At 55.1% G+C, this 21806-nt stretch carries 32 protein-coding genes; 20 read left to right on the forward strand and 12 right to left on the reverse strand.

Features of this window, described 5'->3' with window-relative positions; all coding sequences use genetic code 11:
- Window positions 1-29 precede the first annotated feature (29 nt).
- The 7 genes from MV985_RS07125 to hydB are packed head-to-tail and all read right to left on the reverse strand — an operon-like array spanning window position 30 to window position 5231.
- Window positions 30-485 carry a hydrogenase maturation protease gene (locus MV985_RS07125; RefSeq protein ID WP_297464763.1) on the reverse strand — a complete coding sequence of 152 codons (456 nt, stop codon included), beginning with the start codon at window positions 483-485 and terminating at the stop codon, window positions 30-32.
- The gene (locus MV985_RS07130) at window positions 482-919 is read right to left on the reverse strand and encodes a type II toxin-antitoxin system VapC family toxin (protein ID WP_297464765.1); all 438 of its coding nucleotides are present in this window, start codon (window positions 917-919) and stop codon (window positions 482-484) included. The genes MV985_RS07125 and MV985_RS07130 overlap by 4 nt, the downstream gene beginning before the upstream one ends.
- Complete coding sequence (locus tag MV985_RS07135; RefSeq protein ID WP_297464767.1) at window positions 900-1109, reverse strand: hypothetical protein; 210 nt, start codon at window positions 1107-1109, stop codon at window positions 900-902. The genes MV985_RS07130 and MV985_RS07135 overlap by 20 nt, the downstream gene beginning before the upstream one ends.
- A gap of 52 nt (window positions 1110-1161) precedes the next feature.
- Window positions 1162-2448, reverse strand: a complete 1287-nt coding sequence (gene hydA / locus MV985_RS07140; protein ID WP_297464769.1) for an NADPH-dependent hydrogenase/sulfhydrogenase 1 subunit alpha — start codon at window positions 2446-2448, stop codon at window positions 1162-1164.
- A complete protein-coding gene (gene hydD, locus MV985_RS07145; RefSeq protein WP_297464836.1) occupies window positions 2445-3239 on the reverse strand; it encodes an NADPH-dependent hydrogenase/sulfhydrogenase 1 subunit delta in 795 nt (264 codons plus the stop codon). Before hydD ends, hydA begins: the two co-directional genes overlap by 4 nt.
- A 10-nt stretch (window positions 3240-3249) precedes the next feature.
- Complete coding sequence (locus MV985_RS07150) at window positions 3250-4131, reverse strand: hydrogenase subunit gamma (protein WP_297464772.1); 882 nt, start codon at window positions 4129-4131, stop codon at window positions 3250-3252.
- Entirely contained in the window at window positions 4128-5231 is a 1104-nt protein-coding gene (gene hydB / locus MV985_RS07155; RefSeq protein WP_297464774.1) for an NADPH-dependent hydrogenase/sulfhydrogenase 1 subunit beta, read from the reverse strand. The genes MV985_RS07150 and hydB overlap by 4 nt, the downstream gene beginning before the upstream one ends.
- Before the next feature lie 303 nt (window positions 5232-5534).
- Here hydB and MV985_RS07160 point away from each other — a divergent pair, with 303 nt between their 5' ends.
- From MV985_RS07160 to MV985_RS07225, 14 genes are all read left to right on the forward strand, one after another.
- A complete protein-coding gene (locus MV985_RS07160) occupies window positions 5535-6038 on the forward strand; it encodes a monovalent cation/H+ antiporter subunit E (protein WP_297464776.1) in 504 nt (167 codons plus the stop codon).
- The gene (locus MV985_RS07165) at window positions 6035-6298 is read left to right on the forward strand and encodes a cation:proton antiporter (RefSeq protein WP_297464779.1); all 264 of its coding nucleotides are present in this window, start codon (window positions 6035-6037) and stop codon (window positions 6296-6298) included. The genes MV985_RS07160 and MV985_RS07165 overlap by 4 nt, the downstream gene beginning before the upstream one ends.
- Window positions 6295-6660, forward strand: coding sequence for a monovalent cation/H(+) antiporter subunit G (mnhG, locus tag MV985_RS07170; protein ID WP_297464781.1), 366 nt, complete (start codon window positions 6295-6297; stop codon window positions 6658-6660). Before MV985_RS07165 ends, mnhG begins: the two co-directional genes overlap by 4 nt.
- Complete coding sequence (locus MV985_RS07175; protein ID WP_297464783.1) at window positions 6657-6920, forward strand: DUF4040 domain-containing protein; 264 nt, start codon at window positions 6657-6659, stop codon at window positions 6918-6920. The genes mnhG and MV985_RS07175 overlap by 4 nt, the downstream gene beginning before the upstream one ends.
- Entirely contained in the window at window positions 6917-7213 is a 297-nt protein-coding gene (gene mbhE, locus MV985_RS07180; protein ID WP_297464785.1) for a hydrogen gas-evolving membrane-bound hydrogenase subunit E, read from the forward strand. The genes MV985_RS07175 and mbhE overlap by 4 nt, the downstream gene beginning before the upstream one ends.
- Before the next feature lie 17 nt (window positions 7214-7230).
- Complete coding sequence (locus MV985_RS07185; protein WP_297464838.1) at window positions 7231-7665, forward strand: Na(+)/H(+) antiporter subunit B; 435 nt, start codon at window positions 7231-7233, stop codon at window positions 7663-7665.
- On the forward strand, window positions 7662-8021 hold the full coding sequence (locus tag MV985_RS07190) for an NADH-quinone oxidoreductase subunit K (RefSeq protein WP_297464787.1): 360 nt from the start codon (window positions 7662-7664) through the stop codon (window positions 8019-8021). The genes MV985_RS07185 and MV985_RS07190 overlap by 4 nt, the downstream gene beginning before the upstream one ends.
- Window positions 8018-9550, forward strand: coding sequence for a proton-conducting transporter membrane subunit (locus MV985_RS07195; protein WP_297464789.1), 1533 nt, complete (start codon window positions 8018-8020; stop codon window positions 9548-9550). The genes MV985_RS07190 and MV985_RS07195 overlap by 4 nt, the downstream gene beginning before the upstream one ends.
- Before the next feature lies 1 nt (window position 9551).
- The gene (locus MV985_RS07200) at window positions 9552-9899 is read left to right on the forward strand and encodes a hydrogenase (protein ID WP_297464791.1); all 348 of its coding nucleotides are present in this window, start codon (window positions 9552-9554) and stop codon (window positions 9897-9899) included.
- Between the two features lie 224 nt (window positions 9900-10123).
- The gene (locus MV985_RS07205; RefSeq protein ID WP_297464793.1) at window positions 10124-10648 is read left to right on the forward strand and encodes an NADH-quinone oxidoreductase subunit B family protein; all 525 of its coding nucleotides are present in this window, start codon (window positions 10124-10126) and stop codon (window positions 10646-10648) included.
- Entirely contained in the window at window positions 10641-11207 is a 567-nt protein-coding gene (locus MV985_RS07210) for an NADH-quinone oxidoreductase subunit C (RefSeq protein ID WP_297464840.1), read from the forward strand. The genes MV985_RS07205 and MV985_RS07210 overlap by 8 nt, the downstream gene beginning before the upstream one ends.
- Window positions 11208-11331: 124 nt before the next feature.
- On the forward strand, window positions 11332-12609 hold the full coding sequence (locus MV985_RS07215; RefSeq protein ID WP_297464796.1) for a nickel-dependent hydrogenase large subunit: 1278 nt from the start codon (window positions 11332-11334) through the stop codon (window positions 12607-12609).
- A gap of 5 nt (window positions 12610-12614) precedes the next feature.
- On the forward strand, window positions 12615-13607 hold the full coding sequence (locus MV985_RS07220; RefSeq protein WP_297464842.1) for a respiratory chain complex I subunit 1 family protein: 993 nt from the start codon (window positions 12615-12617) through the stop codon (window positions 13605-13607).
- Window positions 13604-14047, forward strand: a complete 444-nt coding sequence (locus MV985_RS07225) for a 4Fe-4S binding protein (protein WP_297464797.1) — start codon at window positions 13604-13606, stop codon at window positions 14045-14047. The genes MV985_RS07220 and MV985_RS07225 overlap by 4 nt, the downstream gene beginning before the upstream one ends.
- 10 nt (window positions 14048-14057) lie before the next feature.
- On the opposite strand, the gene MV985_RS07230 is transcribed toward MV985_RS07225, so the two are convergent.
- Window positions 14058-14234: a hypothetical protein gene (locus MV985_RS07230; protein ID WP_297464800.1), complete on the reverse strand. Its 177-nt coding sequence runs from the start codon at window positions 14232-14234 to the stop codon at window positions 14058-14060.
- Window positions 14231-14431 (reverse strand): hypothetical protein, encoded by a 201-nt coding sequence (locus MV985_RS07235; RefSeq protein ID WP_297464803.1) that lies wholly within the window; start codon window positions 14429-14431, stop codon window positions 14231-14233. Before MV985_RS07235 ends, MV985_RS07230 begins: the two co-directional genes overlap by 4 nt.
- Window positions 14432-14573: 142 nt before the next feature.
- Here MV985_RS07235 and MV985_RS07240 point away from each other — a divergent pair, with 142 nt between their 5' ends.
- Window positions 14574-15005, forward strand: coding sequence for a helix-turn-helix domain-containing protein (locus MV985_RS07240; protein WP_297464805.1), 432 nt, complete (start codon window positions 14574-14576; stop codon window positions 15003-15005).
- Between the two features lie 50 nt (window positions 15006-15055).
- On the opposite strand, the gene MV985_RS07245 is transcribed toward MV985_RS07240, so the two are convergent.
- From MV985_RS07245 to MV985_RS07255, 3 genes are read right to left on the reverse strand one after another with little or no spacing between them, the layout of a single operon-like run.
- Window positions 15056-15544: a ferritin family protein gene (locus MV985_RS07245; protein WP_297464806.1), complete on the reverse strand. Its 489-nt coding sequence runs from the start codon at window positions 15542-15544 to the stop codon at window positions 15056-15058.
- Between the two features lies 1 nt (window position 15545).
- A complete protein-coding gene (locus tag MV985_RS07250; protein WP_366085314.1) occupies window positions 15546-16031 on the reverse strand; it encodes a ferritin family protein in 486 nt (161 codons plus the stop codon).
- Between the two features lie 39 nt (window positions 16032-16070).
- A complete protein-coding gene (locus MV985_RS07255; RefSeq protein WP_297464808.1) occupies window positions 16071-16556 on the reverse strand; it encodes a THUMP domain-containing protein in 486 nt (161 codons plus the stop codon).
- Between the two features lie 60 nt (window positions 16557-16616).
- Between MV985_RS07255 and MV985_RS07260 the strand changes: the two genes are divergently transcribed.
- The 5 genes from MV985_RS07260 (at window position 16617) to MV985_RS07280 (ending at window position 21797) form a co-directional block, all read left to right on the forward strand.
- On the forward strand, window positions 16617-17822 hold the full coding sequence (locus MV985_RS07260) for an AAA family ATPase (protein ID WP_297464844.1): 1206 nt from the start codon (window positions 16617-16619) through the stop codon (window positions 17820-17822).
- Between the two features lie 4 nt (window positions 17823-17826).
- Window positions 17827-18357 carry a metal-dependent hydrolase gene (locus MV985_RS07265; RefSeq protein WP_297464811.1) on the forward strand — a complete coding sequence of 177 codons (531 nt, stop codon included), beginning with the start codon at window positions 17827-17829 and terminating at the stop codon, window positions 18355-18357.
- Window positions 18358-18404: 47 nt separating this feature from the next.
- On the forward strand, window positions 18405-19256 hold the full coding sequence (locus MV985_RS07270; protein WP_297464813.1) for a hypothetical protein: 852 nt from the start codon (window positions 18405-18407) through the stop codon (window positions 19254-19256).
- Between the two features lie 65 nt (window positions 19257-19321).
- A complete protein-coding gene (gene trxB, locus MV985_RS07275) occupies window positions 19322-20314 on the forward strand; it encodes a thioredoxin-disulfide reductase (protein ID WP_297464846.1) in 993 nt (330 codons plus the stop codon).
- A 145-nt stretch (window positions 20315-20459) separates the two neighbouring features.
- Window positions 20460-21797, forward strand: a complete 1338-nt coding sequence (locus MV985_RS07280) for an ornithine aminotransferase (RefSeq protein WP_297464848.1) — start codon at window positions 20460-20462, stop codon at window positions 21795-21797.
- Window positions 21798-21806: the final 9 nt, after the last annotated feature.

Genomic DNA, 21806 nt, shown 5'->3' on the forward strand with positions numbered 1-21806 from the left:
TCGGTCAGAGGGTATATAAAGGTTTGCATTCACTGACCGGAAGCGGCCAGTTTTTCAGCCAGCTCAACAACCTTTGGAATCGCCCTCCTAACCTCCCCGCTCAGCTCCATACCAAGGTCTATCTCCTTCGCAACGATGCCGATGAAGTGCATCTCAGCCTTCGCCAGCCTCTCATCGAGGGCCATTAGGAGATTAAGGCCATCTATTGCCCCCATGAAGTGGGCGCTCCTTATCTCGGCCTTCAGTTTATCAAAGACCTCCTCGCCCCGAAGGTGGATTATCTCCCCCGGTCTAAGCTTATCGCTCAAGATAGCGTCGATAATGATGAGCCTCTCCTCGCCGCTGTAGTGGTTGGCCAAGAGGAAGATGTCGGTTCCGACCTCAAGGACGTTGTAGCCTTCCTCAGCGAGAAGTCTGCTGACCTTGAGGCCAGCTCCATCGTCCTTCATGAGGTCATTGCCGAGAGCGAGGATTAGGGTTCTCAAGCTCTCACCCCAATGAGTGGAACCCCTTCCTTCCCGGCGGGAAGTTTAAAGTCATCATCTAGGGTCGCCAGGGAAAAGCTGTGCTCCATGCAGGTCGCCAGGATAAGGGCATCATTGGGGAGCATGGCGTACTTCTGGATGATGGTCATCGCCTTAAAAACGGTGCTCTGCTCTACAGGAATGAATCCAAAGCTCCTGAGAACCTTAAAGACCTCCTCGATTTCTGAAGGAAGTTTATTCGGATTTCCTTTCATTGTTCTAGGAGAGCTCCCAAGGTAGTGGCCGAGGAGTATGTAAACAACCTCGCTGAACACCACGTCGTTGATGTAGAGCACCACGTCAGCATTTTCAAAGGACTCCAGCAACTTCACAGCCCGCTCGTTGCCTTTAAAATACTCGATGAGCACGGAGCTGTCAACGAGTAAGTCCCTCATAGTACTCCTCCTTAAGCTCCTTCCACGATTTTTCGGTTTTTAGAACGCCTTTGAGCTTTTTCAGGTTCTTAAACAGCTCCTCCTTGTGGGAAAGGTACCATGCCCTTGCTTCCACGTCTTTTTTAAACTCCTCAGCGTACTCCCTGGGAACCTTGACGTGAATCGTAACATCAACAAGCTCTTCCGCCACTTTGACACTCCCCTAAACTCTCTCGTCACGAAACCTTAAAAAAGTTGAGAGGTCAGAGCCTCGCCACGTGCACCGAACAGGAGATGCACGGGTCGTAAGCTCTAACAACCATCTCTGCTAAAAGCTTCAGCCTCTCCGGGTCGTCGTTGTAGTGCTTCTCCGCCATCATCCTGACGTGCTCCTCCATCATCGCCAGGTTGAAGGCCGTCGGCGTTATTATGTCGGCGTAAGAAACCCTCCCCTTCTCGACTTTGAGAGCATAGATAAGAACCCCGCGCGGTGCCTCGGTTGTGGAAACGCCTAAGCCGTCCCTTATCTCCACCTCGTCCCTCGGCTTCACCGGCCACTTCGCGAGGGCTTCCTCGATTAGGTCGATGGCCCTCTCCGTGAAGTACACCAGCTCCAGCGCCTGGGCGGGGTTGTTGGCGAAGGGGTTCGTTGGCCTCAGCAGGTCTCTGTGGCCCTCGTAGAGTTCCTTTGCTTTTCCATAGAGGAGCGAAGCGTTGTTGACGAGGCGCGATATGGCACCGACCATGAAGGGCCTCCCGTGATAGTGGCTGTGCTTCGCAAAGCTGTGTTCAACGACGAACTCCCTTATGTGCTCCCTATACTCTTCACTCGGGAACTCGTTACCATCGCTGGCCTTTATGTAGTCGCCGTAGATTCCGTAGGCGTTGCCCCCCGGCTTAACCGCCAAGTGGGTTATCGGGCCTTCCACCTCGCTGTACTGTTCGAGTTTCGTGAACAGCTCGAAGGTGTATTCCGCCTTGGGTAAGGCTTCCTTCAGCTTTCTCTTCATCTCCTCCAGCGTAGCTTTGTCCGGGAGCTTCCCGAAGCCGCCGAGGATGGCGTTCTCCTGGTGTATGGCCCTTGAGCCGAGAACGTCCATGATCCAGCTCCCGAGGTTTTTAAGCTCTAAAGCTATTCCTATTTCCTTCCTGTATTCCTCAACCATGTGGAGCGGCCCGGAGTAGCCGAGGTAGTCGGGAAGTACCAAAAGGTAGAGGTGGAGGGCGTGGCTCTCTATCATGTCCCCTATGTAGAGGACCTCTCTGAGAGCCTGAATCTCCTCGCGCGGGGTGAATCCTACTGCTTTCTCGGCCGCCTCCACCGCGGTCAGTTTGTGGGCGGCGGAACAGAAGGAGCATATCCTCGGATAGACCGCTAGAGCCTCGTCGAGTTTTTTGCCCACGGTTATCGCCTCGAAAAACCTCGGTCCCTCGATGATGTTGAGTTTGACTTCCTTGACGCCATCGTCGCCAACTACAATCTCAACACCGCCCTTGCCCTCCACCCTCGCTATGTGGTCAACTGTGATTGGGAGGTAAACTCTGCTCATTCTTTCACCTCCTCGAAAACCCTGCTAACCATTTCCTCAAGCTTTGGATTGTGGGCGTTGAACATCTTCATTCTCTCCAGGATTTCCTCCTTCGTGAGGCCCTCCTCCCTGAAAACTCTCGCGAGGGAGTCGAACCAGGCAACGTCGTAGCCTATCGCGCCCCTGCAACCGATGCACGCTATGCCGTAAGCAGGACAGCGGGCGTTACACCCGGCCCTCGTTATCGGACCGAGGCAAGGCTCTCCCCTCTCAAGGAGCACGCACGGATTTCCGTTCAGCCTGCACTCAAGGCAGACGGGGTAATCTATGTCCTCCGGCCAGGAACCTATCAGAAACGTCCCGAGGGCGTAGAGGAAGTCCCTCTTCTCCGGTGGACAGCCGTAGATGTTGTAGTCCACCCTGATGTACTTCGAGACCGGCTCGGCCATCTTGGGCTGGAACTTGACCTTGGCATCGCCGTAAACCGTCTTCCAGAGCTCCTCAAGTGGCTTATCCCTTTCCCAGCTCTGGACACCACCCTGAACGGCACAGGAACCGACGGCCACCACTATCTTCGCATTCTCGCGGATTTTTTTCACCAGCTCGGCCTCTTCCTCGGTTGAAACGCTCCCCTCGATGAAGGCTATGTCGACCGGCTCGACCTCACTGCTATCCCTCTCCAGCATATACCAGCACTTCACCTCGACGTTGGGGATTAGCTGAAGAAGCTCGTCCATCATAGCTAACTGGAGCTGACAGCCGTAGCATGAGGTTAGAGCGTAAAACCCGATGCGGATTTTTTTCTCTTTCATCGCCATCACCTCAGTCGAGCAAGCCGGGTGTTGATATTATGTCGAAGTAGCCGAAAACCGGCCCGTCTTTGCAAATGTACTTCCAGCTTGTGCTCGTTCCGGCAACGCAGTGGCCACATTTTCCGATTCCGCACTTCATCTTCCTCTCCAGGGTTACGTAGATGTTCTCTGGCTTGTAACCGTATTCTATGAGGGCCTCGAAGACCGACTTGTACATCCTCGGAGGACCGCAGATGGCTATGGCCGTCTTCCTGGGGTCGGTGTTTGCCTCTGGGATAAACTTCTGGGGCCTGCCGTGTCTCCCGGGCCAGTCCGGGTCTCTGGTTACGCTCTGAATTATTTTGACGTTCTCAGCTTCCGCCAGGTCCTTCATCGCCTCAAGCTCCCTGTAAAAGAGCAGGTCCTTTCCATAGCGGGCCGTGTTGATGAAGGTTACCTTCCCGTACTTCCAGCGGTTGTCCATAGCGTAGAGGAAGACGCTCCTCAGCGGTGCCGTTCCAAGGCCTGCAGCAATGAGGAGTAAATCCATGCCCTCCCACTCGTCTACGGGGAAGCCGTTGCCGTAGGGACCGCGAACGAGAACCGTATCGCCCGGTTTCAGTCTGTGAACGACCGTTGTCACCCTTCCGGCCTTCCTTATGCACAGCTCGAAGAAGCCCCTCCTTATCGGAGAGGAGCAGATGCTTATCGGCACCTCTCCAACGCCGGGAATGGTCAGCTGGACGAACTGTCCCGGCCTGAATGTCCACTTCTCCGCTAACCCGGGATCCTCAAAGCGGAACAGGAAGAGCTTTTCCTTTTCCGTGAGCTGGTAGACCTTCAGAACCTTAACCCTGTGGAGGGCGTACGGGTTATCGTTGGGCATCATAATATCTTTGGGTAATTCGCTCATACGTCCTCACCCCTGATGTTCTCAGCATAGGCAAAACCTTTCTTTGGAATCTCCTCGGCTATTTTCCCGGGGCAAGAGCGCTCCTCGAGGCCGAGGATGACGCGCAGGTTCCTCACAAAGCTAATTCCTGCAGGACAGAATGCTGTACAGCGACCACAGCCGACGCAGAAGCTTAGGCCCAGCTTTTCATTGTAGGAGTTTTTGCAGAGGTAACGGTTTCTAAAGCGGTCCTTTTTGGTTGGTCTGAAATTGTGGTTTCCAGCAACTAAACCGTGACTTCTAAACTGGCATGAGTCCCAGCGCCTTTCCCTATAGCCCGTAACTCCGTCGAGGTTGATTATATCTTGCACTTCATAACACCGACAGGTGGGGCAGGTCGTGTTGCATATCCCGCATGCCAGGCATTTCTCGCTCTCCCCGTCCCACATGGGGTGCTCCATTTCAAGCTCGAGGAGATACCTCAGGTCACTCCAGTCCTCGTGGTACTTGAAGGCCTCGCTCCTCTTCCTCTCGAACTCGCGGAAGGCACAGATGTCCTCGGTGGTAACCTCCTCGAAGAGCTTGATGTTCTTGTCCACTATTCTGTGGCCGGTGGGGGTTCCAACGCGGACGAGCCATCCATCGGGAAGCTCGTGGAGGAAGAGGTCGAAGCCGTCGTCCGCGAAGTCCGTCTCGCGGAGGTTGCAGAAGCAGTATTCATCTGGCATGCAGCTTATGCCTATGATGATGCCCTTCTCTCGCCTGACCTTGTAGTACTTGTCGGGAAGCTCGTCGAGGTATATCGTGTCGAGTATTTTCAGGCCAAAGATGTCGCAGGTGTGGACGCCGAAGAGCACGAAGGGTTCAACGTCTTCAATCGTTTCCCTGTATTGGGGCTTTCTCAGGTCGAACTCGAAGAGCTTCTCCCTCGGCCTGAAGAAGAACTTCTTCGGCGGCATTATCGTTCTGTTGTAGTGAAATTCCACCTTTCTGACGTCGTCAACTTCGCGGAAATCGTAGAACTTCTCCGAAATCTTCACCGGGGCGTAGAGCTTACCCCATCCCTTCAGCCTCTCGAGGAACTCGTAGGTGTTTTCCTCCGGAAGCTTAACGTACCTCAATCCAACCACCTCCAATGAACATAAAGGTGCACGTACTCATTCCCGTCCCCCCGGTTTGGGGTTGGTTCGAACGTAAAAAAGCGTTTTTAAACCCGAAAATTCAAAACCAAAGGTTGAAAAGCCCTCTCAGGCCGAGATGTTGGCGGATAACACTTTTTAGGGTCCCCTAACTTCCCCCAACCCCCGGTTTAAAACAATGCGTTTCCTACCTTTTTATGCCAAACAAAGCTTTAAAAAAGCGTTTTAAGAGGATTGGAGAATCCTGGATTGAGAGAGGGCTTAAAAGCCCCAGGGGGTGATGATTTGAGGTTCATCGCTTCATTCGTCTGGAGCTACCTGCTGTGGCTCGTCTTAACCGCCGGAACGAACGGCCTGCTCTGGAGCACGCAGGAACTCATGGCTGGACTGATGTTCGCCCTGATAGTTGGCTACGCTACGAGGGACGTGATCGGTGAAAGGGCCGTTCGTTTCCTGAACCCGATGAAGTGGCTCGGCTTCATAGCCTACTCGCCGGTTCTCTTCTGGGGAATGGTCAAGGCCAACCTCCACGTTGCTTATCTCGTCATAACCGGGAAGATACGGCCCGGAATTGTCAGGGTTCCCGTTGACCTCGAAAACGACGCCCAGTATACTATTCTGGCAAACTCAATAACGCTCACCCCGGGAACGCTGACGGTAGATGCGTGCCCGGAGGAAAGGGCACTCTACGTCCACTGGATAAAGATACCCGAGGGGATGGAAAGGCCGGAAAGCTCCGAACCGGTTGCGGGACCCTTTGAAAAGTGGGCGGGGAGGCTGGGAAGATGATGGAGCCGGTTTTCTTCTATGCGTCGCTCATAGTGGTGATAGCGGGCTTCATCTCCGTGCTCAGGGTGATGCTCGGGCCGAGCGTCCCGGACAGGGTTGTTGGCGTTGACACGCTGAACACCCTTGTGGTTGCCGCGATGGTTCTCCTCGGTGCAGCCTACGACAGGACGATCTACATCGACATCGCCATCGTTTACGCCCTGCTGAGCTACATCGGAACCCTCGCCATAGCGCGCTACCTCCAGGGGGGATTGCAATGATTGATTACCTCGTTTACGCCTTCTTAGCGATAGCTATAACCTTCAACGCCCTCGGAAGCATCGCTTTGCACCGCTTCCCAGACGTCTACACGAGGCTCCACGGCGCGACCAAGTGCACAACCTTCGGAACGATATTCGCGGTCCTGGCGGTGGTTACCCACGCCCTTTACAGGATTCACGCCACAGGCGATCCAAAATACCTCGGGATGACCCTTCACAGCCTCGTGGCCCTGGTGGCTCTCCTCTTAACCAACCCCGTCGGCGCGCACGCGATAGCCAAAGCCTCTCACCTGAGCGGCTACAAGCCGGTCAAGGCAGTGGTTGACGCCTACGAGGAGAAGCTCGGGGGTGAAGGCAAATGAACGCCTTCACGATAGACATGGGGATTCAGGCCATCGTCCTGCTCGGCGTTCTAATAACCGCTTATCTGACCATTCGCTTCAGGGATCTGCTTGCCGCGGCTTTGATGTTCGCGGGAATGAGCCTGCTCCTGAGCCTCGAGTTTTACAGCCTTCACGCTCCTGATGTGGCTATAGCAGAGGCGGCCGTTGGAGCGGGAGTTGTTACAGCCGTTGTGGTCTACGGAATAGCGAAGACCGAGAGGTGGGAGGTGGAAGGATGAAGAGAACGCTTGCTTACCTCTCACTGCTCTTCATCCTCGGTGTGCTCCTCTATGTGGCGAACCCGGATTACGGCCTCAAGTTCGGGCCTGGGGGGAAGGAGTGGCTCTCGCTCCGCTACACGGACGACTACTACATCCAGCACGGCGTCCAGGAGGTAGGGGGGACGAACATAGTTACCGACATCGTCTTCGACTACCGCGGCTACGATACCCTCGGTGAGGCTACCGTTCTCTTCACTGCCATCGCCGGAGCCGTAGCGCTTCTCAGGCCCTGGAGGAGGGATGAGCGGTGAACTGCAGGGGAGACGACATGGGAGTGATAGTGAGAACCGCCGCTAGGGCCACGATACCGCTCATAGGAATCTTCGGGGCCTATATAGTGGCCCACGGTCACCTGACGCCCGGAGGCGGCTTCCAGGGTGGGGCGACGATAGCCGGAGCTGGAATACTCTTCCTGCTGGCGTTCGGCCTCGAGGAGATGAAAAAGCGCTACAACAAGAGCCTCTACTCGGTCCTGGAGGGCATAGGAGGCTTAACCTTCCTCGGCGCCGCCATGCTCGGAATCGGCGTTGCCTTCTTCTACAACACGCTCTGGCATAATGGCCCGTTCTTCAACGGAAAACCGGGAACGCTCCTTTCAGCGGGGTTCCTGCCGATAATGAACTTAGCGGTTGGTCTGAAGGTCTTCATCGGTCTCGTCAGCGCCTTGACTTGGATAGCGCTATACCGGAGGTGGAGGGAATGATACAGTTCCAGTTCATAACCGCTTTCCTGCTCATCGCCCTCGGAATCTACGCCTTCCTCGCAAAAAACAACCTGCTCAAGCTGATTTTAGCGCTCAACATCATAGACTCGGGAATACACCTGCTCCTCATAAGCCTCGGCTACCGGGTAGAGCTGAACGAAATCCCGACGGCGCCAATCTACACCGGCTACGAGACGCTGAAAAGCCCGATGGTCGGGCCTCTGCCCCAGGCCCTGGTTCTAACGAGCATAGTCATCGGCGTCTGTGTTTTAGCCCTCGCAATAGCCCTGACGATAAACGCCTACCGCCACTACGGGACCCTTGACGTGAGGGCTTTAAGGAGGTTGAGGGGATGATGGCCCTTCCATACCTCATGATCATCCCGCTCTTCGGAGCGTTCTCGATGCCGATGGTGAGCCTGGCCGGAAGGAAAGCGAGGGAAGCCTGGGCCGTCCTGATAAGCGGTGCAACGCTCGCGGTAGGCTCGTGGGTCTTCTACCGGGTCTACGAGAAGGGGACGGTCCTTTACACGCTCGGTGCAAAAAGCCCGCTCGGTCAAGCAAACTTCCCGATAAGGATAGTCTGGGAGGTAGACCTCTTCGGCGCGCTCATGGTGCTTATGGTGGCCTTCGTCTCCTTCATGGCCGTTCTCTACTCCCTCGGCTACATGAGGCACGACACCGGGCTGGACAAGTACTACACGCTCATTCTAATCCTCGAACTCGGAATGCTCGGCATAGCGATAACCGGCGACCTCTTCAACTTCTACGTCTTCCTCGAGATAATGAGCATCGCCAGCTACGCCCTGGTTGCCTTCAGGAACGACACTCAGGAGGGCATTGAAGCGGGCATAAAGTACATGCTCGTCGGCTCGATGGCGAGTTCCCTGATTCTGCTCGGCATAGCGCTCCTCTACGGCCAGTACGGGACGCTGACGATGGGTTATCTTGCCTTAAAGCTCTCCCAGAACGCAACCGTCGTTGGAAAGGTCGCATTAGCGCTCCTCACCTCGGGACTTCTCTTCAAGAGCGGTGCTTCGCCGGTTCATATGTGGCTTGCCGATGCACATCCAGCTGCCCCAAGCTCGATTTCGGCCATGCTCTCCGGTCTGGTCATCAAGATAGGGGGAATCTACGCTTTAGCGAGGATAGCCTTCAGCGTCTATGGGATAAGCATAAGCGTGAAGACCGTCGGCTGGCTCATAATACTCTTCGCCTGCATAACCCTTATCGTCGGCAACGCGATGGCGGTAATCCAGACCGACATGAAGAGACTTTTAGCTTACTCCTCGGTCGGGCAGATAGGCTACATCCTCCTCGGGATTGGTATCGGCTTAGCGGCCTACGGAAGCCGGACAGGAGAGATAGCCTTAGCGGGAGCGATCTACCACACCTTTAACCATGCCCTCATGAAGGGCCTGCTCTTCCTCATTGCTGGAGCGGTGATTCACCAGCTCGGAACGAGGGATTTGAACGACCTGAGCGGTTTAGCGAAGACGATGCCGAAAACAACCTTTGCCTTCCTCATTGGAGCGGCCGCGATAGTAGGAATGCCACCGCTGAACGGCTTCGCGAGCAAGTGGCTCATCTACGAAAGCTCGGCCCTCTTCAATCCAGTTCTGGGCGCGATAGCGATAATAGGGACGGCCTTCTGTACAGCAGCATACGTCAGGGTTCTCTACACCTTCTTCGGAAGGCCGAGCGAAAAGGTCATGGAGGCGAAAGACCCGGAAAAGAGCATGCTCTGGCCGATGGTGATCCTCACGATAGCGATAATCGTCATGGGGCTCTTCCCGTGGGGAATAAGCGACAAGGTCATGATTCCTGCGGCGAGGGCACTCGAAAATCAGCTGGCTTACGTAGCCACTCTAATGGGGGGTGGTTGATGTGTTCGGGTACTGGGACGCGCTCTACTTCCTCTTCGTCTTCATCATCGGGCTGATCCTCGCTTACCTCCTCGACCGGTGGGCGAAGAGGAGCGGCATGGGGACGAGAAAAACCGGGCCGGGGGCGAAGATATTCATCAGCGGTGAGGACCCGGATAGGGTTATTCCGGGCTTCGAGCACTTAGAAGGCCACTACACGGGAAGAAACGTCATGTGGGGCCTGACCTACGCGCTCAAGCGCTTCTTCACCGTCCTTAGGGCCGATCATACCGGCCTCCTCACCGACTACGCGAGCTATCTGGTCATTGTTACTGCCTTCGTCATGGGGGTTCTCCTAATCTGGGGGTGAACATGGATGGAGCAGGCCTATGAAGTTCGCTATCACTTCCCGCCCGAAGGGCGGACCAAACGCGCGAACAGTGAAAACAGAGCCAGTAGAAGTTACCCCAACTGGGAAATAGGCCGTTTTATGCATGGAGATGCTTTTCCGCGATCCGTCAAGGACGTTCGAACGATAGTGAGAACGGCGCTTGCGCAAGCAAGGGCTCATATGGGGCTGAGGAGGTGTTGGGAGTGAGCATCAAAGTTCCCGCTAACGGAGGTTCAAACTCACCGGAGCGCGAGAGGCTTGAGAAGAGAATAGCCCAGCTCTGCAGGTTCATCGGGAGGTCGCCGTGGGTATTCCACATCAACAGCGGTTCCTGCAACGGCTGCGACATAGAGATAATAGCGGCTCTAACCCCGAGATACGACGCCGAGCGCTTCGGTGTAAAGCTCGTCGGCAGTCCAAGGCACGCTGATATACTCCTCGTCACCGGGCCGGTAACCAACCAGAGCCTTGAGAGGGTTAAGCTCGTCTACGAGCAAACGCCCGAGCCGAAGATGGTTATAGCCGTTGGGGCGTGCCCTACCGGTGGAAGCGTCTTCTACGAGAGTCCATTCACCAACGCACCGCTCGATAACGTCATTCCGGTAGACGTTTACGTCCCGGGCTGTCCGCCGAGGCCCGAGGCGATACTCCACGGGGTCGTTTTGGCGCTGGAGAAGCTTGCTAAAATCCTGAAAGGAGAGACGCCAGGAGGGGATGGGTATGAATGATAATCCCGCTAACGAGGTAACCGGAGTTAAAGAACCCACCAAGGCCGAGAAGGTTGCGGAGGCCATAGCGGAGCGCTTTCCAGAGGCGGAAGTTCAGGTGAAAACCAACAGGTGGGGGCGCGAGAGAGTCTGGGTTAGAGTTCCGAGGGAGAAGTACAGGGAGCTGATGAGATTCATCAAAGAACTCGACGGCGAGGCTCACTACTCGATAGGCATCGAGCAGGACTGGGGGGATGAATTGGACTTCCTCAGTCACGTTGTGATACACTACGGCGATGCTCCGGCCGTTTCCCTGCTCGTTGATGTACACGCGCCGAAGGACGACCCGGTGATTCCGGACATCAGCGAGGTCTTTCCGATAGCCCTCCAGTTCGAGAGGGAGGGCATGGAGATGGTCGGGCTGGACTTTGAGGGCGCTCCCGACAAGAGGAGGCTCTTTTTACCGGACGACTTCCCGGAGGGAATCTATCCTCTTCGCTTAGACGACAAAGGTGTTCCAGAGGAGATGGTTCACAACGCGGGACACCCTTACTATCTGAAAGGAGGTGCGAAGAAATGAGGCCCATGAACGAGGTTCGCGCTCATCCAAATAGAGGTGATAGACTTCCGCGATCCGTCAAGGACGTTCGAACGACAGTGAGAACGGCGCTTGCGGAGCAAAGGGCTCCGGGAGGTGCGAAGAAATGACCAAAGTCGAGTACTGGGTGAAGATGCCATTCGGTCCAATTCACCCCGGTTTGGAGGAGCCTGAGAAGTTCATACTCACCTTAGACGGCGAGAGGATAGTCGACGTTGATGTCAAGCTCGGCTACAACCTGCGCGGAATCCAGTGGATAGCCTTCAGGAGGAACTACATCCAGATAATGTATCTGGCAGAGAGAATGTGTGGAATCTGCTCCTTTTCGCACAACCACACCTACACGAGGGCCGTTGAAGAGGCGGGGGGAATAGAGGTCCCGGAGAGGGCCGAGTATATTCGAGTCATCATCGGCGAGCTTGAGAGGATTCACTCGCACCTCCTCAACCTCGGTGTTCTGGCTCATGACATAGGCTACGACACACTGCTCCACCTTACATGGCTGGCCAGAGAAAAGGTAATGGACACGCTTGAAGCTATAGCGGGAAACCGCGTCAACTACTCGATGGTGACCATTGGAGGCGTCAGGAGGGACATAGACGGGAAGAAGAGGCGGATAATCCTCGACATGATAAAATACTACCGCGAGGTCTTTCCGGGGATTGAGGATGCCTTCCTCCACGACCCGACTATAGAAGCACGTTTCAGGGATACCGCAATAATAAGCAAGCGCGTCGCGATGGAGCAGGGAGCAGTGGGTCCAACGGGAAGGGGAAGCGGAATCAGGGACGACGCGAGATGGAGCGAAAGGCTCGGCGTTTATCCTGACCTCGGAATAAAGCCGGTTATGCCCCAGGACGTTACAGGAGAAAGGCCGAGGGGCGATGTGTTCGACAGAATGGCAGTTAGGATAGGCGAGCTGTGGGGGAGCTTAGAACTCATTGAGAATGCCCTCGATGCCATGCCGGATGGGAAGATAAAGACATTTCCCAAGGACAACATACTCGTTGCCAAGCTGAAGCTCCTCGTTGATGGCGAGGGAATAGGCAGGTATGAAGCCCCAAGGGGAGAGCTAGTCCACTACGTTCGCGGAAAGAAGGGGAGCGACAAGCCACTTCGCTGGAAACCGAGGGAGCCGACCTTCCCCAACCTCTTCGCGGTGGCTGAAGGAGTTAAAGGCGACCAGGTAGCTGACTTCGTCGTTGCTGTTGCGTCAATAGACCCGTGCCTGAGCTGTACCGACAGGGTCGCGGTGGTACAGGACGGCAAGAAGAAGATACTGACCGAGAAAGACCTCCTCAGGGAATCCATCAGGAAGACGCGCGAGATAAACTCCAATATCAAAGGCGACCCGACTCCAGTAGGGTCGAGCTGTTCGAGGTGATGGCGATGGACGTTGTCGGAGAACTCGTTTACCCCACTGTTGGACTGCTCGGCCTCTACGCCTTCGTCTCACTCGCCTCGCTGGTCTGGGAGGGGGTAGACAGAAAATTAGTTGCAAGAATGCAGAGGCGTATCGGGCCACCCATACTGCAGCCGCTCTACGACTTCCTCAAGCTTTCCAGTAAGGAGACGATAATCCCTAGCACGGCGAACTTCATGTTCACAGCCGCTCCGGGTTTAGCTTTAGCCACCGCCATAGCGCTCCTAGCTTACACGCCGGTGGGCTTCACGCCAATCCTGGCGAGCAAGGGCGACGTGATGGTCTTCATATACCTGCTCACGCTGATCGGTTTCTTCAAGATTCTTGGAGCGATAAGCTCCGGCAACCCCTACGCGAAGATAGGAGCGGCTAGAGAAGCGACGATAATGGTGTCGAGGGAACCGGCCATGATGCTGGGGATTTTTGCCATAATGTGGCGCCTCGGGAAGCTTGGCGTTGACAAGCCCTTCAGCATGGGGGTCTTTTACGTCCACAACATCTGGGAGATAGGGACTCCGATGAGCTTCGTTGGAGCAGTCATACTCCTCTACGTCTTCACCGTCTGGCTGGCGAGCGAGATAGAGGTGGGATTCTTCAACATACCCGATGCAGAGGAGGAGATAGCGGGGGGGCTTTTGGTTGAGTACAGCGGGAGGTATTTAGCTTTACTCAAGCTGACGAACGCCATGAAGGCCTTCATCTCGGCCTCGCTCGTCGTGGCTATATTCTTCCCATGGGGGATTTCAGGCTACTTAAACCTCACCGGTCTCTCGGCAAACGTTGTGGACCTGCTCTTCCACACGCTGAAGGTCTTCGCCCTGCTCTTCTTTGTTGAAAGCGTCTTTAGAGCAGTTACCGGAAGGCTGAAGATAACTCAAGCTGTGGACTTCCTCTGGAAGAACGTCTTTCTTGCTTCGCTCGTTGGCTCGCTCCTCATAGCGATGGAGGTGATAATGTGAGGGCGCCTCCGCTTGTTCCAACGGTCCTCAGGAACCTCCTCAGGAAGCCAGCGACCAACCCGTTTCCCAAGACGGAGCCGGTCCCTATTCCGGAGGATTTCAGGGGAGTTATCTCCTACAACGTGGAGGAGTGCGTCGGCTGTAGAATGTGCGTCAACGTCTGTCCCGCCGGAGTCTTCGTCTATCTACCTGAGATAAGGAAAGTGGCCCTCTGGACTGCTCGCTGCGTTTACTGCGGGCAATGCGTTGACGTCTGTCCCACTGGAGCGCTACAGATGAGCAGGGAATTTCTCCTGGCGAGCTACGACAACAGGGAGGGGCGCTTTATACCTCTGAAACCTGATAAAGTCGAGGAGCTGAGAAAGAAGGCGGAGGAGGCGAAGGAAAAGGCCAGGGAGCAAGTGAAAACCATAAGAAACACTCCCAAAAAGGAGTCTTAGGTTCTCTTTTTTATTCCAAACTAATTGTTCCCCTTCCTAGGATTTTGCCAGTTCTTTCCGAGAATGCTATAATCTCATTGCCTCCTGCTTGAGTGAAAACGATAACGCACTCACCGTACTTAAGAAGCTCTCCAGTTACGAGTTCATCGTCGATAAAAAGGACAAGGGTTAAGGAGAAGAAGTTCATTCCCCTCCCCCACTTCCACCGACCACGACGTTGTCCTCGGCGGGTGTAGCCTTTATGACTAATTTTCCGCCAACGTCCTTTATTTCCATGACAACCTCTGATATGCCCTTCCCAGCGCCGCCTCCAAAGGCCTCGGCCATCTTCCCAAGAACCTCGTCTGCCATCTCAACCGTCATGTTTGCAACGAGCTTCGCCATAATCTCACCCCCTCAAGATTTTTTCAATGTTCATATGGCGGCCATAATATTTAAATTTTTTGGTAAGTACCGTTTGTTCAGTTTAAACTGAACAATATGTCCAACCGAAAAGATTAAAACGATTGGAACGGTAATTGAAGCCATGGAGAGCGAAGAAAGTCCGGAGTTCTACGTTGAAAAGATCCTCGAAAGCTTTGGTTATCCCCCCGCTCCCGCCCGGATATATGCCCAGTTGCTCTTTTCAGAAAAGCCGAAGACGATAACAGAGCTGGCGAGAGAAACAGGCCTCGGAAAATCAACCGTTTCCACTGCATTAAGATTGCTCGAACATGATGGGCTAGTTTATTCGACGAAGATGGGGAAGAAGAAGCTCTACCACGCACGGAGTGCTTTTAACAGACTCCTAATGTTCCCCGAGAGAATCCTAAAGGAGTATGTAGTCCCGCTAAGGAAACTCCTTGAGCAGAATCCCAATGAAAACGAAAAGATACTCAAAGACGTTAGAGAGTTTGAAGAACTTGCTAAGGCCATACTCAAACTGCTCGATGAATTCTCAAAAACAAACACTTCATAGGTCACTACCCATACAAGAGTGTTGCCCACAAAAAGCAGGAGAAAAAGGACTCAGATTAGCCCCTTCTCTTTTCTCCACTCGTAAAGGGCTTTAAGGGAGCTGTAGTGGCCGCTCTCTATGTTCGCCAGGCGGAGGTAAGTTTCCTTAAGTTTGGGATTTTCAGTCTCCTCCGCGAGCTTTCTGTAAATAGTCTCAGCGAGCTTCTCGCTCTCCATCGCTATTCTGAGCACGTCCTCGAGGTCCTCAACCTTCCAGAACTTGCCGAGGACGTCGAGGGATTCCACGTTCGGAATGCTGACATCAAGCAGCTTCTCCCCGTATTTCTCCCGGTAGATCCTCAGAAGTTCGTCTCCGTGTCTTTTGGATTCGTCGCCGAGTCTCCTGAAGGTCTCAACGACGTTCTCGGGGAGTCCGAGTTCCCTGGCGCGCTCCGCGAGTTTCCAGTAGGTTTCCGCCTCCTCGTATTCCCCCCTGATCCAGTAGCTCATCAGTTCGCGCTCGTTCAGCTTTTTAATCTCCTCGATAACCTCAACCGTCATCTCAACCACCCAGCCTTTCGTACTCCTTTTTGAGGGCCTCGTAGTGGGTCTTCTCAACGTTCGCCAGCTTGAGGTAAAGCTCCCTGAGCTTCGGGTCGCTAACCTTCTCAGCCAGGGTTCTGTAGGCGTTCATGGCTATAAGCTCACTCTTCATCGCCGCCTCGAGAACCTCCTCTGCCTGGTCGGCCCTCTCGAACCTTTCAAGGACCGGCATGACCTCAAGCGGAGGGATATCGCTCTCAGGCTCGCGCGAGTAGGTCTCACGGAATATCCTCGTGAGTTCCAGGGAGTGTCTCTCCGAATCCTGGGAGAGCTTCTCAAAGGTCCTGACAAGGCTCTCGGGGAGGCCGAGGTTCCTGGCGCGCTCGGCAAGCTGGCGGTAGAATTGGGCTTCTTCCCTCTCGCTCTTCACCCAGTAGGCCAGGGCCTCTTCATAGCCCAGCTTTGAGAGGCGCTCGATGATTTCTTCAACGTCAATCATTTTCATCCCTGCCCATTTAGGACGGGGGAGTAAATAAGCTTTGGGTTAGTCCTTTACCTCGAAGCGCAGGACTTCCCCTCTCCTCACGAGGCCTACTCCCGCCCTCTTCCCCAGGACTTCAACGACAACCGTCCAGTCCGGGTCAGAGAGGTTGACTTTAAGGCGGTACCGCTCCACGATGAGGGAGCCAAGCTTGACTTCAAGCTCCCTCTGGGAGAGTCTTTTGTTGCCCCTGATCCTGGCGCGGACTGCGAAGGTTCCGCTGATTTCCCCGGCCAGCTCAAGAACGGCCCTCTCTATTTCCTCCCACCTTGCTGGAACGAATCTATCGAGCGGAACGACCCTCTGTATCGCCTGGGTCTCGAACTCCCTGAGCCTCCGGAGGACTTCTTTCCTTGAGAGTGGGGTTTCCGCCAAGAGAACGCCCCCCCAGTCGGTTCCTTTAACACGAACCTTCTCCAAAGCCCACTCGAGTTCGAGTATCGCATCCCCCTCGCGCCCCTGCCGGGAAGTAACGAGCAAAACCGTCATTTCCGCTCACCGATGGACAGGTTTTTATATTCCAAACGCGAAACACCCCCGGTGGTTAAAATGGAAAGCGGTGGCCTTAAACTTTACCCGTACCGGTCATACGAGGTTTACGGCCTTTCTCGAAATCCCTTTGAACAGCTCGCGAGCGAGGGGATAAGCGACGTCGAGAGCATTCACGTTTACCAGGAGGTGGACATGCGCCTTCAGATGATAGTCTCAGAGGTTATTGGGAACAAAAGCTCGATAGCGATGAGCATCGTGGGACCCCTTGGTATGGGAAAGACCCAGAGACTCAAGAGCCTCGCGAAGGCTGTAGAGGAAAACCGGGGCAAGGCGATATACGTGAAGGTGGACACCAACGACATCCTCAAGCTCACAAGAGATATCTTCTACGCCCTCAAGCCACCGAAGAGCAGAACCAATATATTCCTCGAAAACCTATCGAGAAAGCTCGGTTTCATCGACAGGCTTGAGAAGATGCTGACCGACAGCAAGGAGTACAAGAGCAGGGACATAGCGGAGCTTCTCGTTGAGCAGATGAGCAAATACCCCTACTGCGCCCTTCTCCTTGACGAGCTTGAGAACATGCAGAGCGCGAGGGAGCACGAGAAGATCCAGTTCTTCGAGATGCTGAGGCACTTCATAAGCACGATGCCGAAGGGCTGTGTGGTTGCCTTCGCGAGCGTTCCAGAGGCTTACGAGGAATACACCAAGATTTTCCCGGCCTTCTTCATGCGCCTCCACTACGAGTTCAAATTGAGGCCGATGAGTTTAGATGAGACCTTTGAGCTCGTTAAGAAGAGGCTAAACCGCGTTCGCATAAGGGACACCGACGACCCGCTGTACCCGTTCACCGAGGAGGCAATCAAACTCATCCACCGGCTCGGGAAGGGGAACCCGAGGCAGATTCTAAGGCTGCTCCACTACGTCCTGAGCGAGTCGGCGAAACACAAGTTCGATCCGATTGACGACTATGTCGTGACCACAATCCTCGAGGAGCCCAAGAGCCTTGAGGAGTATCTCACGAGGATTCCCGGGGAGTACAGGGATCTGGTAGAGGCGATAGTCTTCCAGTTCAACGGCGGGCCTATCAGCTACATCCAGGTGGCCAAAGCCGTCAAGAAACCCGGGATGCAGGTTTACGAGAGTTTGAACGAACTTATACGCCTCGGCTTTCTGGTCGGCGACCCCAAGGGTAACTACAAGGTTCCTGACTACGTGAGGAAGTTTTTAGAGGAGGGTCAGGCCGAGAGGGAAGAGGAGTGATACCATGCCGAACTACGATACCCACGTGCTCAGCGGGATAGTCAGCTATCCGATAGCTGTGGCGGTTGCCGGTTACCTCTCAACCATCGGCGTTCCATTCAGGCTGACCGCGATGGCGCTTGTGCTGGGTTACGCCCTCTACGTCCTAGGAAGCGATTTACCGGACATGGATCATCCGGACGCGCTCATCCACCGCGGCACAAAACCAATAGTGAGCGTCGCCGTCGGGAGCGCGGTCTTCCTGTGGATCAACGGGCTCATAAGCCTCGGCCCGAAGTGGCTCGACCCGGCCCTCTCCTGGACCGCCGGTGTCATCGCTGGTGTCATCGCCTGGTACCTCTTCACCGCGATAATGCCCCGGCACAGGGGCATAGTCCATTCCCTGTTTTTCGCGCTCATCTATGGGGCCCTTGCATTTCTCCTCGCGGAGTACGGACTCGCGATGAGCACCGGGGAGGGCCTCTACGTCGGCTTCGCGGCCTTCAGCGGCTACACCCTCCACCTGCTCCTCGATCGGGAGTTTTCACTCGTCTGAGGGAAAACCCTTTTATCCTCTCTGCAGGTAGTTAGGTTGGTGATCCTGTGAGCCAGGGGGCAGCGATGTTCCTTCTCTTCGTCGCGGTGATTGCCGGTACGATCCTGCTGGGCATTGAGAGGGAGAAATCCGCCAGGGAGAGATGCCGGCGGTTTGCAGCGGCTATAACCGTTGAGGACAGGGTCCTGAAACTTCCTGGGGAAACCAAACTGGGAAGGGGGAGGTTCGTCCTGAGGGGTGAGTGGAGGGGAACCCGGAAAAGGCACTACGCCATCGAGAGGACCTTCACGGCCACTGATGAGATCATCTCGGACGGGATAGAGCTCGCTCCGGAGCGGTTCTCTGTCGAGGTGAAGGAAAACGACGATGCCCTGGTGGAGCTGCCCGCGTACCTCATCGAGGATGGAAAGTTCAGGGGCACGGTTGTGGTCCCGATAATCCCCTCGTACTCTGTTGAGGTCGAGAGAGGGCCCCTTGAGGCGTCCAGGGACATGGAGTTTGCCCACTTAAGGCTGGACACCCTGGAAAACGGGTTTTATGGAAAACTCTATGTGAACGTGAACAGATGCCGGGGCGCGAGAGTCGAGCTCGAGAAGAGCGGCCTCCGCACCAAGGAAAAACTGGCCGAGCTGAAGGGCAGCGGCGAGGCAGAGCTAAGGAGGGAGTTCTGGATAGAGCCCATTATCCTGATAATGGACAGGAAATACAGCGATCCGAGGAAGCTCAGGGACGTTTTCGGAAGGAGGTTGATACTGGAGGGACACGGTGATTACGTCCTCCGGCTGATCCTCGACGTTCCGTTCTCGAAGGACGTGCACGACGCGGCGATGGTTACCGTCAGGCCAGGAGAAGATGTTCCGAAGGAAAGGGAGGAACCCGAGGTAAGGGTCGTGGTCTGAGTACCGGATGGGGAGCAACAACGCTTTTAAGCAAACCGGGTTAGAAAACCCCGGAGGTGGGAGAGATGTTCAGTCTCGGAGGATTCTCACGCGGGGGAGAGTACGAGAAGAAGCTCTGGGACGTGCTCATCATAGGGGCCGGTCCGGCAGGCTTTACGGCGGCGATATACTCGGCGCGCTTCGGCCTCGAAACGCTGATCATCAGCAAGGACCTGGGCGGAAACATGGCGCTAACGGATCTCATCGAGAACTATCCCGGCTTTCCGGAGGGCATAAGCGGCTCCGAACTTACCAACAGGATGCACGAGCACGTCAAAAAGCTGGGCGTTGACATAATCTTCGACGAAGTCATCAGGATTGACCCGGCGGAGTGCGCCTACTATGAGGGCCCGTGCAAGTTCACCGTGAAGACCCGGAATGGTAAGGAATACCGTGGAAAGACGATTATCATAGCGGTCGGAGCCTCCCCGCGGAAGCTCAAGGTTCCCGGCGAGGAAAGGCTCACCGGAAAGGGCGTCTCCTACTGCGCCACCTGCGACGGCCCGCTCTTCAAGGGCAAGAAAGTCATAGTGGTTGGCGGCGGAAACACAGCCCTCCAGGAGGCCCTTTACCTCAAGAGCATAGGGGTCGATGTGACCCTCGTCCACAGGAGGGACAAGTTCAGGGCCGACAAGATACTGCAGGATCGCTTTAAGGAGAGCGGGATTAAGGCCATACTCGACACGGTGGTTACGGAGATAATCGGAAAGGACAAGGTTGAAGCAGTCAAATTGAAGAACGTCAAGACCGGCGAGGAAAAGGAAGAGAAGGTTGATGGAGTCTTCATATTCATCGGCTACGAGCCGAAGACGGACTTCGTTAAACACCTAGGCATAACAGACGAGTACGGCTACATTCCCGTTGATATGCACATGCGCACCAAGATTCCGGGAATCTTTGCCGCCGGAGACATAACCAACGTCTTCAAGCAGATAGCAGTTGCTGTAGGTCAGGGCGCAATAGCGGCCAACTCAGCCAGGGAATTCCTCGAAAAGTGGGCGGAGAAGAACGTGGAGTGAAGGCCCCTTCTTGCTTTCCTTTTCAACCGGATCGCCGGCCGGGTTCGGATTCAGGGGGCAGTCCCAGAAAAATCTTCGGCCAAAGATGTTCATCAATGAACGCAGGCTTATATAGGGAAAGGCCAACGGTGGGACGGTGATGCACATGGTGATAAAGCCGAGCGTTAAGGAACTCCCGGGACCGAAGGCCAGGGAGATAATAGAGAAGAACTTCAAGTATCTGGCAACCACAACCCAGGACCCTGAGAACCTGCCCATAGTCATCGAGCGCGGTGAAGGCATAAGGGTCTACGACGTTGACGGGAACGTCTTCTACGACTTCGCGAGCGGAGTTGGCGTTCTCAACGTCGGCCACGCCCACCCGCGCGTGGTTGAGGCGATAAAGAGGCAGGCCGAGAAGTTCACCCACTACTCGCTGACCGACTTCTTCTATGAGAACGCCGTCGTTTTAGCCGAGAAGCTCATCGAGCTTGCCCCCGGTGACTTCGAGAAGAAAGTGGTTTACGGCAACAGCGGTGCCGAGGCAAATGAAGCGGCAATGAAGCTCGTCAAGTACGGAACCGGAAGGAAGCAGTTCTTGGCTTTCTACCATGCATTCCACGGAAGAACGCAGGCAGTTCTTAGCCTCACAGCGAGCAAGTGGGTCCAGCAGGACAGGTTCTTCCCGACGATGCCCGGCGTTACCCACATACCCTACCCGAACCCCTACAGGAACACTTGGGGAATCGACGGTTATGAAGAACCCGACGAGCTGACCAACCGCGTTCTGGACTTCATCGAGGAGTACGTCTTCAGGCACGTTCCTCCGCACGAGATTGGCGCGATATTCTTTGAGCCGATACAGGGTGAAGGAGGTTACGTTGTTCCGCCGAAGGGCTTCTTCAAGGCCCTCAAGAAGTTCGCCGACGAGTACGGCATTCTCTTAGCTGACGACGAGGTTCAGATGGGCGTCGGAAGGACCGGAAGGTTCTGGGCCATCGAGCACTTTGGCGTTGAGCCTGACCTCATCCAGTTCGGAAAGGCCATCGGCGGCGGAATACCCCTAGCGGGTGTCGTCCACAGGAAGGAGATAAGCTTCGACAAGCCCGGAAGGCACGCGACCACCTTCGGTGGCAATCCAGTTGCCATAGCCGCTGGAATAGAGGTCGTCGAGATAGTTAAGGAACTACTCCCGCACGTCCAGGAGGTTGGAGACTACCTCCGCAGGTACCTCGAGGAGTTCAAGGAAAGCTATGAAGTCATCGGCGATGCCCGCGGCTTAGGACTGGCCCAGGCTGTCGAGATAGTCAAGACCAAGAAAGGAAAGGAGAAGTATCCGGAGTTAAGGGACAGGATCGTCAGGGAAGCGGCAAGGCGCGGTCTCGTTCTTCTCGGCTGCGGCGACAACAGCATTCGCTTCATCCCGCCGCTCACCGTCACGAAGGAGGAAATCGACGTCGCGATGGAGATCTTCGAGGAGGCCCTCAAGGCCTCCCTCGGCTGATCCCTTTAA

The organism is Thermococcus sp., from assembly GCF_027012695.1.
GTDB lineage: Archaea > Methanobacteriota_B > Thermococci > Thermococcales > Thermococcaceae > Thermococcus.

Coding starts and splice junctions, on each gene's coding strand:
- MV985_RS07130 (WP_297464765.1), bottom strand. CDS start 919: ATGAGGGACTTACTCGTTGACAGCTCCGTGCTCATCGAGTATTTTAAA.
- hydA (WP_297464769.1), bottom strand. CDS start 2,448: ATGAGCAGAGTTTACCTCCCAATCACAGTTGACCACATAGCGAGGGTG.
- hydD (WP_297464836.1), bottom strand. CDS start 3,239: ATGAAAGAGAAAAAAATCCGCATCGGGTTTTACGCTCTAACCTCATGC.
- MV985_RS07150 (WP_297464772.1), bottom strand. CDS start 4,131: ATGAGCGAATTACCCAAAGATATTATGATGCCCAACGATAACCCGTAC.
- MV985_RS07165 (WP_297464779.1), top strand. CDS start 6,035: ATGATGGAGCCGGTTTTCTTCTATGCGTCGCTCATAGTGGTGATAGCG.
- mnhG (WP_297464781.1), top strand. CDS start 6,295: ATGATTGATTACCTCGTTTACGCCTTCTTAGCGATAGCTATAACCTTC.
- MV985_RS07175 (WP_297464783.1), top strand. CDS start 6,657: ATGAACGCCTTCACGATAGACATGGGGATTCAGGCCATCGTCCTGCTC.
- mbhE (WP_297464785.1), top strand. CDS start 6,917: ATGAAGAGAACGCTTGCTTACCTCTCACTGCTCTTCATCCTCGGTGTG.
- MV985_RS07185 (WP_297464838.1), top strand. CDS start 7,231: ATGGGAGTGATAGTGAGAACCGCCGCTAGGGCCACGATACCGCTCATA.
- MV985_RS07190 (WP_297464787.1), top strand. CDS start 7,662: ATGATACAGTTCCAGTTCATAACCGCTTTCCTGCTCATCGCCCTCGGA.
- MV985_RS07195 (WP_297464789.1), top strand. CDS start 8,018: ATGATGGCCCTTCCATACCTCATGATCATCCCGCTCTTCGGAGCGTTC.
- MV985_RS07210 (WP_297464840.1), top strand. CDS start 10,641: ATGAATGATAATCCCGCTAACGAGGTAACCGGAGTTAAAGAACCCACC.
- MV985_RS07215 (WP_297464796.1), top strand. CDS start 11,332: ATGACCAAAGTCGAGTACTGGGTGAAGATGCCATTCGGTCCAATTCAC.
- MV985_RS07220 (WP_297464842.1), top strand. CDS start 12,615: ATGGACGTTGTCGGAGAACTCGTTTACCCCACTGTTGGACTGCTCGGC.
- MV985_RS07230 (WP_297464800.1), bottom strand. CDS start 14,234: ATGAACTTCTTCTCCTTAACCCTTGTCCTTTTTATCGACGATGAACTC.
- MV985_RS07235 (WP_297464803.1), bottom strand. CDS start 14,431: ATGGCGAAGCTCGTTGCAAACATGACGGTTGAGATGGCAGACGAGGTT.
- MV985_RS07240 (WP_297464805.1), top strand. CDS start 14,574: ATGGAGAGCGAAGAAAGTCCGGAGTTCTACGTTGAAAAGATCCTCGAA.
- MV985_RS07245 (WP_297464806.1), bottom strand. CDS start 15,544: ATGACGGTTGAGGTTATCGAGGAGATTAAAAAGCTGAACGAGCGCGAA.
- MV985_RS07250 (WP_366085314.1), bottom strand. CDS start 16,031: ATGAAAATGATTGACGTTGAAGAAATCATCGAGCGCCTCTCAAAGCTG.
- MV985_RS07255 (WP_297464808.1), bottom strand. CDS start 16,556: ATGACGGTTTTGCTCGTTACTTCCCGGCAGGGGCGCGAGGGGGATGCG.
- MV985_RS07260 (WP_297464844.1), top strand. CDS start 16,617: ATGGAAAGCGGTGGCCTTAAACTTTACCCGTACCGGTCATACGAGGTT.
- MV985_RS07265 (WP_297464811.1), top strand. CDS start 17,827: ATGCCGAACTACGATACCCACGTGCTCAGCGGGATAGTCAGCTATCCG.
- trxB (WP_297464846.1), top strand. CDS start 19,322: ATGTTCAGTCTCGGAGGATTCTCACGCGGGGGAGAGTACGAGAAGAAG.
- MV985_RS07280 (WP_297464848.1), top strand. CDS start 20,460: ATGGTGATAAAGCCGAGCGTTAAGGAACTCCCGGGACCGAAGGCCAGG.